This window comes from Clostridioides sp. LIBA-6822 (genome assembly GCF_056688955.1).
The window spans coordinates 2,215,851-2,227,849 of record NZ_CP196995.1 but is presented as its reverse complement, the minus strand read 5'-3'; the positions used below and the strand labels follow the sequence as shown (position 1 = coordinate 2,227,849).

The 11,999-nt window shown below is 29.2% G+C and carries 16 protein-coding genes; 13 read left to right on the top strand and 3 right to left on the bottom strand.

Going from position 1 to position 11,999, the window contains the following annotated elements:
- Positions 1 to 98 precede the first annotated feature (98 nt).
- Positions 99 to 1,124, bottom strand: coding sequence for an ImmA/IrrE family metallo-endopeptidase (locus ACTG48_RS10745; protein ID WP_479916845.1), 1,026 nt, complete (start codon positions 1,122 to 1,124; stop codon positions 99 to 101).
- Positions 1,125 to 1,136: 12 nt separating this feature from the next.
- Positions 1,137 to 1,481, bottom strand: coding sequence for a helix-turn-helix domain-containing protein (locus ACTG48_RS10740; protein WP_109277313.1), 345 nt, complete (start codon positions 1,479 to 1,481; stop codon positions 1,137 to 1,139).
- Positions 1,482 to 1,786: 305 nt separating this feature from the next.
- Between ACTG48_RS10740 and ACTG48_RS10735 the strand changes: the two genes are divergently transcribed.
- Positions 1,787 to 1,948 (top strand): hypothetical protein, encoded by a 162-nt coding sequence (locus tag ACTG48_RS10735; protein WP_479916844.1) that lies wholly within the window; start codon positions 1,787 to 1,789, stop codon positions 1,946 to 1,948.
- A 9-nt stretch (positions 1,949 to 1,957) separates the two neighbouring features.
- Here the strand turns inward: ACTG48_RS10735 and ACTG48_RS10730 are convergent, their stop codons facing one another.
- Complete coding sequence (locus ACTG48_RS10730; protein WP_479918786.1) at positions 1,958 to 2,317, bottom strand: helix-turn-helix domain-containing protein; 360 nt, start codon at positions 2,315 to 2,317, stop codon at positions 1,958 to 1,960.
- Positions 2,318 to 2,540: 223 nt separating this feature from the next.
- Here ACTG48_RS10730 and ACTG48_RS10725 point away from each other — a divergent pair, with 223 nt between their 5' ends.
- The 12 genes from ACTG48_RS10725 (at position 2,541) to ACTG48_RS10670 (ending at position 11,885) form a co-directional block, all read left to right on the top strand.
- The gene (locus ACTG48_RS10725) at positions 2,541 to 2,795 is read left to right on the top strand and encodes a hypothetical protein (RefSeq protein WP_479916843.1); all 255 of its coding nucleotides are present in this window, start codon (positions 2,541 to 2,543) and stop codon (positions 2,793 to 2,795) included.
- A 78-nt stretch (positions 2,796 to 2,873) separates the two neighbouring features.
- A complete protein-coding gene (locus ACTG48_RS10720; RefSeq protein WP_479916842.1) occupies positions 2,874 to 3,005 on the top strand; it encodes a hypothetical protein in 132 nt (43 codons plus the stop codon).
- 81 nt (positions 3,006 to 3,086) lie between these two features.
- Positions 3,087 to 3,644, top strand: coding sequence for a BRO-N domain-containing protein (locus tag ACTG48_RS10715; protein ID WP_479916841.1), 558 nt, complete (start codon positions 3,087 to 3,089; stop codon positions 3,642 to 3,644).
- 55 nt (positions 3,645 to 3,699) lie between these two features.
- Positions 3,700 to 4,092 (top strand): helix-turn-helix domain-containing protein, encoded by a 393-nt coding sequence (locus tag ACTG48_RS10710; protein ID WP_219673951.1) that lies wholly within the window; start codon positions 3,700 to 3,702, stop codon positions 4,090 to 4,092.
- On the top strand, positions 4,079 to 4,240 hold the full coding sequence (locus ACTG48_RS10705) for a hypothetical protein (RefSeq protein WP_479916840.1): 162 nt from the start codon (positions 4,079 to 4,081) through the stop codon (positions 4,238 to 4,240). Before ACTG48_RS10710 ends, ACTG48_RS10705 begins: the two co-directional genes overlap by 14 nt.
- A 51-nt stretch (positions 4,241 to 4,291) precedes the next feature.
- A complete protein-coding gene (locus tag ACTG48_RS10700) occupies positions 4,292 to 4,729 on the top strand; it encodes a hypothetical protein (RefSeq protein ID WP_021384807.1) in 438 nt (145 codons plus the stop codon).
- An 11-nt stretch (positions 4,730 to 4,740) separates the two neighbouring features.
- Entirely contained in the window at positions 4,741 to 5,904 is a 1,164-nt protein-coding gene (locus ACTG48_RS10695) for a DUF2800 domain-containing protein (protein WP_054270453.1), read from the top strand.
- A 16-nt stretch (positions 5,905 to 5,920) separates the two neighbouring features.
- On the top strand, positions 5,921 to 6,256 hold the full coding sequence (locus ACTG48_RS10690; RefSeq protein WP_054270452.1) for a hypothetical protein: 336 nt from the start codon (positions 5,921 to 5,923) through the stop codon (positions 6,254 to 6,256).
- A 52-nt stretch (positions 6,257 to 6,308) separates the two neighbouring features.
- A complete protein-coding gene (locus ACTG48_RS10685; protein ID WP_479916839.1) occupies positions 6,309 to 6,902 on the top strand; it encodes an RNA polymerase sigma factor in 594 nt (197 codons plus the stop codon).
- 29 nt (positions 6,903 to 6,931) lie between these two features.
- On the top strand, positions 6,932 to 7,498 hold the full coding sequence (locus tag ACTG48_RS10680) for a DUF2815 family protein (protein ID WP_219673954.1): 567 nt from the start codon (positions 6,932 to 6,934) through the stop codon (positions 7,496 to 7,498).
- Positions 7,498 to 9,456, top strand: a complete 1,959-nt coding sequence (locus ACTG48_RS10675; protein ID WP_479916838.1) for a DNA polymerase — start codon at positions 7,498 to 7,500, stop codon at positions 9,454 to 9,456. Before ACTG48_RS10680 ends, ACTG48_RS10675 begins: the two co-directional genes overlap by 1 nt.
- 11 nt (positions 9,457 to 9,467) lie before the next feature.
- On the top strand, positions 9,468 to 11,885 hold the full coding sequence (locus ACTG48_RS10670; RefSeq protein ID WP_479916837.1) for a virulence-associated E family protein: 2,418 nt from the start codon (positions 9,468 to 9,470) through the stop codon (positions 11,883 to 11,885).
- Positions 11,886 to 11,999: the final 114 nt, after the last annotated feature.

Genomic DNA, 11,999 nt, shown 5'->3' with positions numbered 1-11,999 from the left:
ACTTATGATACTGAATATAGGTTCAAAAAAATTACCAATTATCTATTTGAACAATTAATATGTACTACTTTCGCTATATAAAGATGATTGACTAATCATTAAAAGGGTATAGCATCATATTCAATTTTTTCTTTTTCAATATGCCATTCATCAAGCAATTGATTCCTATGGAATGTAGTTTCTTCACCACAATATATGCAGTATCTAGCATTCCCATCAGCGACTTTTCCACAAGGGTCTTTTTCATAATAAGTATTGCCATATTCATTAACTTCAACAATTCCTTCATAATTAGTACATTTGTTAATCAGAGGTGCACCACATATTTTACAATAATTTGCATCTTCTAAATTATCTTCATTACCACATCTAATACATTCAGTTAACTTATTATTTTCATTTAATTCAAACTTTTTATATTTCACTATATCCCCCTCCATTAAATTAAGTTTTGAACCACAAATATCACAATATTTATAGGTAGTATCTTTGTTGTGCTGCGTGTGGCATATAGAGCAACAGCATTTGGAATCTATCTTTTTTTTGAACATATAATAAATTAGTTTATCTTCTTTAGAATGAGGTTTTTTAAATAACCATTTTTTATATGCTTTGTATCTATTTTTTGAAGCCTGAATTGATAATCCACATAAACTAGAAATGGACTGGTAATTTTTTATCTCTAGTTTATATAGAATATACAAGTTGGATAGTAATTCTGCTGCAAAGAAATTAGCCTCATTTTCACATCTATCATATATTTTGTCATCGAGTCCCCTAGACATTTGGCAGTTATTATCATTAAGGTGCCCTAATATGTAATGTCCTATTTCATGTGCTATACTCCAACGAATTCTTTCTAGTGTCTCAATATTTTCATTGTAGAAAATCATAAATTTATTTTTTTTAAAAGACTTCAATATAGCTGCATCATGTGACCCCAAATGCCTTATTGTATCTACTAAACCAATATTTGCCCTTTTAGAGTAATCAGAAAAGGTAAGTATATTACAATCATCAAGTTTATCAATAATGTCAAATACATCAACAGGGTAAGAATCTATTCTTAAACTTAATAATAAATAAATTGCTTTTTGTTTTATTTCATATATATCTAATCCCATAAATATAAACCCCTAATCAAAATAATCATCAAATATTGTTTTCATTACTGTCATCATTTTTTTTCTATCTTCTGATGGCATTTTGTCTCTAGCTCTTTGAATGCACATAATTTCATCATCAATTTCGATATCTCTTATATCGCTTTTGCCAAGCAAATAATCTATAGAAACACCAAAAAATTCTGACCATTTTTCAAGACTGTTGATTTCTGGTTTTCTTTTATCATTTTCATATTGAGATAATGTTGATTTATTGAAGTTAGTATTATAAGTTGTATTAAATTTATCAACAAGTTCATCTTGAGTTAAATTCATTTCTGTTCTTAAAAATTTAAATCTTTCGCCGAAAGTTGCCATGAATAACACCTCCTTTTATAAGAAGTATAGCATAAGTTTGTATAAATGTGAACTTGTTTTATAAAAATTAACATAAAGACATATTTAAATATTGACAGGTTTCGTTTGTGTTAATATAATGTAAATAATAAGTACTTTAATTTAAATATTATTTATTATAGAATATTCATTAAACTATATGGGCTGTTGAAAATTGGGGGATAATATAAATTTATTTTAAAGAATGGTGGTGAAATTAAAAAACTGATATAAGAATATTTGTTTATACTTAAATAGAAATAATTTAATACAGGAGGATTGAGGGAATGGATGAAGAAAGAGTAAAGTTAATTGATGATGCAGAAATAAATTATACTAATTTAGAAAATGAACTTAAAATTTTAAAATTGAGTTCAGATGAGAATTTTTTTTACATAAAACAAATCATAAAAAAAATATACAGTAATAAAATAAAATCAGCTAATTAGCTGATTTTATTATTTGGATAATGTTTTTATTAAGTTATAAATCAATTCCTTTTCATCATCTTTAAAGGTTTTAAACATTTCTAAACATTCTTTTAATTCTTCTATATCTTTTTTAGATAATGTTTCTGTGTCTATAGAAAGGATAGTATCTGAAATATCTATGTTATTTGCATCTATATCATCATCTACTAAATAGTCAAGTGAACATTGAAAATAATCAGCTAATTTTTTTAATGTTGAGAGTTTTACATTATCAGTTCCTTTTGTATAGAAACCAGAAATAGTTGTGTAAGGGATACCACTTTCTTTTGATAGTTGAGCTTTAGTGATATTTTTAGAGTATAGTAATTTATCTAGCTTTTCTGTCATGCTCAATTTTAAACACCTCCTTTATGTATATATGATATACTAAAAAAATTACCCTGTAAAGTATTAATTGATTTTAAATTATCCTATGAAGTAAAAAAAATCAATTAAATTAATTAAAATGTATTGACTTATTACTTTACAGGGTATATTATTAAATCAAGAAAACGACACAGGGTTGAAAATGAAAAAAAATTACCCTGTAGGGTAAAGAGGAGATGAGATAATGTTCAATAATTTAAAAGCAGAAATGACTAGATTTGGTATAAAATCATCAGATATAGCAAAAGTGTTAGGGGTGACAAATAGAGCAATATCTTGTAAATTCACAGGAAAAACAGAATTTACGAGAATTGAAATGTTTAAAATACGAAAAGAACTATTCCCAAATTATACTTTAGATTATTTGTTTTCGGATAAACCAATAATGTATAAGGCACAAGAAAATGTAGATGGAAATAAGTTCAAGAATTATGAATAAAAATCAAGTAATGAAATTAACTAATACAAATATGCATAGTATGCATATTTCAAAATTTAAAATAGGAGGGAAGAATTTATGAAAGAACTATCAAGTGTAACAACTAATGAAGAACTTGGGGTTAAAGTTAGAACAATTAAGTATAAGGATGGAAGTATAGGAATCAATGCAGAAGATACAGCTATAGGGTTTGGTTGGTGTCAAACATAGAATAAAAATGATAAGAAATATGTATCAATTAGATGGGAAACTATCAATAAATATTGTAAAGAATTTGGTTTCCCCAACAAATTGGGGAAAGATGATTACATACCAGAATCATTGTTTTACATGTTGGGAATGAAAGCTAAAAATGAAATAGCATTAAAATTTCAAACATGGTTAGCAGTAGATGTACTACCATCAATAAGAAAAACAGGTACATACAACACTAAACCTAAAGATACTAAGGATGAATCAGAAATAAAATACATGAATGCTCAAGCAAGATTAAAAAATGCAAGAGCGAGGGAAGCAAAGATATATTTAGAGTTGGCTGATAAAGTAGATATAAAGGAATATAAACAAATTATGTACTCAAAGACTACTGAACTTATTTCTGGAGAAGCATTAATACCACTTCCTAAAATGGAAAGAAAAACTTATTCAGCTACAGAGATAGGTAAGATGTTAGGAATTTCAGCTAACAAAGTTGGAGGATTAGCAAATGCTTATAATCTGAAAACAGATGAATATGGAATTAAGGTATGGGATAAAGCTAAATATTCAGATAAACAAGTTGAAAACTTTAGATACTATGAAAATGTAATACCTGTTTTAGAAAAAGCTTTAAACGCTTTTGAAAACTAAAAATTACAAAAATTAATAACAGAACATTTTGATAATATGGGGGTTAGATTAGAGTATGGATAACACAAATGAAATAGTTAAAAATTTAAGTAATAGCTTAAGGTCTTTAATAGAAGTTGAGGTAACTAAACAAGAGACTGATAGAGTTAGAAGTCAAACTCTTGAACAAAAGGTAAAAGTACTAGAGCCTAAAGATATAGTTGTTTTGATAAAAAGAAGCTATCCAAATTATTTAATAACAATAGAAGAAGCAAGAGGAATCTTAAAATTAGATACAAATTTTATGCGTAGATTGGTAAGTACAGGGTTAATAAAATCACTAGCTAGAGGTGATGGTAGAAAAATTTCAAGATATGAAGTTGATGATTTTATTGAAAGAAATCAAGGTAGAAATTTGGATAAACTTTTAGAAGAAGCAGAGAGGGGGGATAAAGTTGCTGAGTCTTGATACTAATAATAAGAATATAGTAACTCTTAAAAAAGATGGTAAGTTTTTAGTAGATATAGCATTTAAGGATGTTAAAACTGGCAAGAACATATCAGTTGCTATATTAAATAAAAAGTGCTGGTCAAATAACCAACACACAAAAAAATAAAAAATAAAATATAACACAAATAAAGTATAACACAAAAAGGAGAGATTTAAAATGGTTGAAGTTAATGTAAATGTAAAAGTTAAAGTGGAAGCACCAGAATTTACAAATGCACTATTAGTAGTAGCGAATGCTTTAGGAGGTCTTAATTTAGGACAAGCAATGCAAATAGAACCTATAAATATAACAGATATAAAAGAAGAGAAGAAAGTTGAAACTAAGAAAGCTGAAAAGACTAAAAAGGTAGAAGTAAAAGAAAATGTTAAAGAAGAGAAAACAGAAGTCGAAGAAAAAGTAACAGAGAATAATGAAAATACAACTAGAGAGGTTAAATACACAAAAGAAGAGGTAAGAAGTAAGGCAGCACAAGCAAGTAAGGCAGGCAAAAAAGATAAGCTTAAAGAGTTATTTGGAGAATTTGGGGCTAGTAAGTTAAGTGAAGTAAAAGAAGAAGATTATACAGCTTTTATGGAGAAATTAGAAAGTTTATAGGAGGTACATAAATGGCACAACATGCAAGACTTAGTGCAAGTGGAGCACATAGATGGCTTCACTGCACTCCTAGTATAAAATTAGAAGAAAACTATCCATCATCAACTAGTATATATGCAGAAGAAGGAACAGTAGCACATGAATTAGCAGAAGCTAAATTAATGTTAGAGTATGAAAAAATAAGTAAAAAGGCATATAACGCAAGAATTAAAAACATACAGAAAAGTGAATATTATAACTCAGAAATGGAGGATTATATACAATCTTATGTTGATAATGTAATTGAATTAGTAAATGACAGTAAAGCTATATGTGATGATGTAATAGTAATGTTAGAAGAGAGACTCGATTTTAGTGAATGGGTTCCAGAAGGCTTTGGAACAGGAGATGTTGTTGTAATATCTGATGGAATACTTCAAGTGATAGACCTAAAGTATGGAAAAGGTGTGGAAGTCTCAGCTATAGAGAACCCTCAACTTAGACTATATGGTTTAGGTGCATATAATCAGTTTGAAATACTATATGATATTGATTTGGTTAAGACAACAATAATTCAACCTAGATTTGATAATATATCAAGCGAAGAAATAGAAGTTACCAAGTTACTTACATGGGCAGAGAATGTTAAAAAGAAGGCTCAAATGGCTTTTAATGGTGAGGGTGATTTTGTAAGTGGTGAACATTGTGGATTTTGTAGAGCTAAAAATGATTGTAGAAAAAGAGCTGAAGATAATCTTGAGAAAGCTAGAAAATATGATTTTGCTGATACATTTACTCTTAATGAATATGAGATTGCAGACATTTTGGGATTTGCTAAGAATGTTCAAGATTGGTTAAAGGATGTTCAAAGTTATGCACTAGAACAAGCTGAAAAGCATGGTGTTAAATATCCAGGATATAAGCTTGTAGAAGGTAGAAGTAATAGAAAGTATGTGGATGAACAAGAGGTTGCTAATGTTTTATTAAATTCAGATTATGATGAGGAAAAGATTTATAAACCAAGAACATTAAAAGGAATTAGTGATATGGAAAAAGCTATAGGCAAAAAGAGTTTCACTAATCTACTAAATGATTTAATTATAAAACCAGTTGGAAAAGCCACTTTAGTAGCAGAAAGTGATAAAAGGGCAGAAATTAATAGTATAGATTCAGCTAAAAAAGACTTTGAAATATAAATAGGGGGTGTATTACATGCCATTAGATGAAGCTACAAAAGATAAATTAGATGAGAGTATAAGTACAATTTTAGATTTAAAGAAAAGAAAAAAGAGTATTGAAGAAGATTTAGATTATGAAAAAGATAATTTGCTTGATATATTGAAGAGATTAAATATTACAGAGTATAATTCAGTAGAACAAAATGCAAAAGCTATAGTAATGGATTTTAAAAGAGAAAGTTTAATAAAGGATAAAGTGATGTCAACTTTCTTTGAAGTAAATGACAATCATCTTGATAGAGTTTATATACCAGAACATATAAAGGTTAGTCCAGTGTGCTTTGTATCAGTAAGAGTAAAGGATAATTAAAAACATTTAATTCCTAGTAGCTATAAAATGTTTAAAAAGGGGATATAGTTTTATGGATAATCAAGAAATAATTAAACTAGTGCTAGAATTCAAAAATGGAAATGAATTAGCATTTGAAACATTACTAAGAGAATTTGACAAAGAAATAAAGATAACAACCAATATATTGTTAAAAAACAATAAAAATAAAACTTATATAGATAAAGATGACTTAATTCAATCTGGATATATAGGATTGTATGAGGGAATAAAAAATCTGAAGACAGAAGGAGAGACTTACCCTAAAGCATATTTTAAGAAATGTATTAGATACAAAATGTATGCTTATATTAAAAGTCAGTTGAGAAAAAAACATACATTTTTGAATGAAGGAATTTCTATAGAACCAAAACATTATGAAGTACTGTCTAATGGCAATACACTAATAGAAGATGAAGTAATAAACACATATATTTCAAAAAAAGTAATTAATTATATTAATTATTTACCAGAAAAGCAACAAAAGGTAATGAGATTATATGCAGAAGGTTTTGAGGTTATACAGATATCTAAACTATTAAAATATAAAAGAAAAAATGTAGAAAATGGGGTATACAGTGCAAAAAAGAATTTAAGAGAATTATGTTTAGATAATATCTATTTATAAAATATAAAAATATTAGGAGGAAGAAAATTATGAGTAATTCAGTACAATCAACAAAGGTGGTAACAGGAAAGGTGAGATTAAGTTATTGTAATATTTTTAAAAGCAGAGCAATGGTAGAAGGTGCAGAGCCCAAGTATTCAGTTTGTATTTTAATACCAAAATCAGACAAGGTGACTTTAGGAAGAATAAAGAAGGCTATTGATGCAGCAAAAGAACAAGGTAAAACTTCTAAATGGGGTGGAAAATTACCAGGTAATTTAAAAACACCTCTTCGTGATGGAGATGACGAAAGAGCTGACGAAGCAGAGGAATATATAGGAATGTATTTTCTAAATGCAAATAGTACTCAAAAGCCAGGAGTAGTTGATAAAGACTTAAATGAAATATTAGATAATACAGAAGTATATAGTGGTTGTTATGGAAGAGTTAGTATAAACTTTTTCCCATATAATAGTGCAGGAAATAAAGGAATAGGTTGTGGGTTGCAAAATGTTCAAAAGTTAGCAGATGGAGAAGTACTTGGAGGAGCTAGAGCTAGTGCAGAAGCAGATTTCTCAGATGACTTTGAAGATGAAGAAGAGGACTTCTTAAGTTAATGAGAACATTATCAATTGATATAGAGACATATAGTGATTTAGATATAAAAAAAGTTGGAGTCTACAGATATGTAGACTCTACTAATTTTGAGATACTGTTATTTGCCTATGCTTTTGATGAAGAAGAAGTAAGAGTTATTGATTTAGTAAATGATGAAGAGTTACCAAAAGAAGTAATAGAAGCTTTAAATGATAATGAAGTTATAAAATCAGCATTTAATGCTAACTTTGAAAGAACAGCAATAAGTAGGTTTTTAGATATTGATTTAAAACCAAATGAGTGGTCATGTACAATGATAAAAGCTTTAACACTGGGACTTCCAGGAAGCTTAGATAGTGTATCTAAGGCTTTAAAGTTTAATGAAGATAAGCAGAAAATGAAAGAAGGTAAGTCATTAATACAATATTTCTGTAAGCCTTGTAAAGCTACAAAAATTAACAAAGGAAGAACTAGAAATTTACCAATACACGATATGGAAAAGTGGAATAAATTTAAAGAATATTGTAAGCAAGATGTTGTAGTTGAAAGAGAAATAAGAAATAAACTTAGCAAGTATAAGACTTCTGAAAGAGAAAATAAGTTATGGTATTTAGACCAAATAATTAATGACACTGGCATCAGAGTAGATACACAGCTAATAGAAAATGCAATAGAGTGTGATAGAAAGTACACTGAAAAACTTACAAAAGAAGCAATTGAAATAACTGGTCTAAATAATCCAAATAGTCCTGCTCAATTAAAAAAATGGTTAAGTGATAAATCGGGCTTTGAGGTTACAAGTCTAACAAAAGAAAGTATTCCAGAAATATTAAAACAAGTTGAGGATAAAAATGTAATTAGGGTTTTAGAGCTTAGAAAATTAATGTCCAAAACCTCTATAAAGAAGTATGAGGCTATGAAATTAGCTAAAGGTAATGATAATAGAGTAAGAGGTCTGCTACAGTTTTATGGGGCTAATAGGACTGGTAGATGGGCAGGAAGATTAGTACAAGTACAGAATTTACCACAAAATCATATAGAAGATTTAGACTTGGTTAGAAATCTATTAAAAGAAGGATATTTTGATTTAATAGAGCTTTTATATGATAGTGTACCAGATGTCTTAAGTCAATTGATAAGGACAGCTTTTATACCAAGTGAAGGTCATAGATTTATAGTATCAGATTTTAGTGCAATAGAAGCTAGGGTTATAGCTTGGCTCGCTGGTGAGAAGTGGAGATTAGATGTATTTAATTCTCATGGGAAAATATATGAAGCTAGTGCCAGTCAGATGTTTAAAGTTCCAATAGAAAGTATTAAAAAGGGTGACCCACTTAGACAAAAGGGTAAAATCTCAGAGTTAGCTCTTGGATATGGAGGAAGCATAGGAGCTTTAACATCAATGGGAGCTATAAAAATGGGTCTTGATGAAGATGAGCTTCAACCTCTTGTAACAAGATGGAGAAATGCTAATCCAAATATAACTAAGTTTTGGTGGGATGTAGATAAGGCAACTAAAAAAGCTATAAAAGATAGGACTATAGTAGAACTTCAACATGGGATTAAATTTATTTATAATCCAGGAGTTTTATTTATAGAACTCCCAAGTGGTAGAAGATTATCCTACTTAAGACCTAAGATAGAACTTCATACTACGTTTAGTGGGGATAAGATAACATATGAAGGTATGGAACAGACAAGTAAACAATGGAAAAGAATAGATACCTATGGACCTAAATTAGTTGAGAATATTGTTCAAGCTACAGCTAGAGATTGCCTAAGAGAAGCTATGTTTAATGTAAAATATGCAGGTTATGATATTGTAATGCATGTACATGATGAACTTGTACTTGATGTAGATAAAAAATATGGTTCTTTGGAAGAAGTTAACAGAATTATGGCAAAAGAAATCTCTTGGGCTAAAGGACTTCCACTTAAAGCAGATGGATATGAATGTGATTATTATAAGAAAGACTAGGTGATTAATTTATGGATGTAAAGGCCAGTGAAATTGAACATATAAATGTAAAACATGATGGCCAACTCATGCTGGCCATAGGAAAAAGTAAGTTAGAAACTCATTGGAAGAATAAAAGTATTTTATGGTCCGAACTTGTAAATAGATTAAGTAAAACATTAAGAACTCAAGAAACCTATACAGAATATAAGAAGATGTCAAAGACTGAAAAAGATAGAGTCAAAGATGTTGGTGGATTTGTAGGTGGAAGCTTAAAAAATGGTAGACGAAAAGCAGAGAATATTGCAAATAGAAGTATTATAACTTTGGATATAGACTATGCAGATAAGGCTATATGGGATGATATTACACTATTAAATGATTATGCTTGCCTTATGTACTCTACTCACTCACATACTGAGAGTAACCCTAGATACAGACTGCTAATACCTTTAGCTAGACCAGTACTACCAGAAGAGTATCAAGCAATTTCTAGGATGATAGCAGATGCTATAGGAATAGATATGTTTGATGATACTACATATCAACCCCATAGGCTTATGTACTTTCCAAGTACTTCAATTGATGGAGAATATATATTTAAATTTCAAGATGGTGAATTTTTAAACCCAAATGAAATACTAGATTTATATTTGGATTGGACAGATGTAAGTTATTGGCCAGAAAGTTCAAGAGAGAGACAAAAGTTTAATACACAATTAAAAAAGCAACAAGACCCTCTTGAAAAGGAAGGAATTATAGGTGCCTTTTGCAGGTCCTATAGTATCACAGAAGTTATAGAAACTTTCTTAAATGAAGTATATATTTCTGGTATTGATGAAACGAGGTATACATATGCAGAAGGTAGTACAAGTGGTGGAATAGTTATTTATGATGATAAGTTTTCCTATAGTCACCATGGGACAGACCCTGCAAGTGGAATTTTATGTAATGCTTTTGATTTAGTTAGGATACATAAATTTGGAGAACTTGATGAAGACTCTAAACCAGAAACACCTGTAAATAGATTACCTTCATTTACTAGAATGAGCGAATTTGCAAGCAGTGATGCTAAAGTACGAAAGACTATAGGTAGAGAAAATATTGATAAGGCTAAAGATGATTTTGGTGATATAGATTTTGAAGATGATGAATGGTTAACTAAGTTAGAATATGATAACAAAGGAAGCTATAAGAAAACAACAAATAATATTTTAATGTTTATAGAAAATGACCCCTATTTAAAAGATAAAATAGCCTATAATGAATTCTCAAATAGAGCTGTTGTCTTAGGTAAATTACCTTGGAGAAAAGATGATAAATTAAATGATTGGAATGATAGTGATGATTCTGGGCTTAGACATCATATAGAAACAATTTACAATGTCTCATCACCATCAAAAGTAAATGATGCTCTAGTAATTGCTTTTGAAAATAATACTTTTCACCCTATAAAAGATTATTTAAATTCTTTAAAGTGGGATGGGATTAAGAGAGTGGATAAACTTTTAATTGACTATTTAGGTGCAGAAGATATTCACTATACAAGAACTATAATAAGAAAAGTTTTAGTAGCAGCAGTAGCAAGAGTATTTAATCCAGGAATAAAATTTGATAATATGATGGTTTTATCTGGTCCTCAAGGAATGGGAAAAAGTACTTTTATTAAAAAACTTGGTGGAGACTGGTATTCTGATAGTTTAACTACTGTGCAAGGTAAAGAGGCATATGAACAATTACAAGGAGTATGGTTGCTTGAAATGGGTGAAATGATGGCTACTAAAAAAGCAGATATTGAAGCAGTTAAGCATTTTCTAAGTAAATCAGAGGATATATATAGGGTTGCATATGGGAAGAGAACATCAAGGTTTTTACGTCAATGTGTAGTTATAGGAACAACTAATGATAAAGAATTTTTAAGAGATAAAACTGGTAATAGAAGATTTTGGCCAATAGATACAGGAGTAAATAAGATTAACAAGAGTATATTTAATGGCCAACTTGATAATGAAAGAAATCAAATTTGGGCAGAAGCATTAGAATTGTATAAAGCTAATGAACATTTATATCTATCAGATGAGGAGAAAAAGGAAGCTGAAAAACAACAAAAAAACCACTCAGAAGAAAATGCCAAATCTGGAATTATTGAAGAATATTTAAATAAACCTATTACTCCGAATTGGTATGATTTAAGTATTTCAGAAAAAAGAGAATATATACATGGTTCAGATTTTGGAGAGTTAAAAGAAGGAACAATGCTAAGAGAAAAAACATGTGTAATGGAAATATGGGTTGAGCTATTTAATGGAGAACCTAAACAACTCACTCCTATCTTATCAAGAGAAATTAATGATATATTGAAAGGATTAGATGGATGGGAAGCTCATAATAAACATTTAAGATTTGGAAAAATATATGGTAGACAGAGGGCTTATGTACGCAGAAATTAGTGTCACCAAAGATGATTTAGTCTGATTTATTCAAAATATGAGGGTGTCACCAATGTCACCAAAAAAAATAGCTTTGGTGACGCCTTTGGTGACACCTGAAACATAGTAATTGCA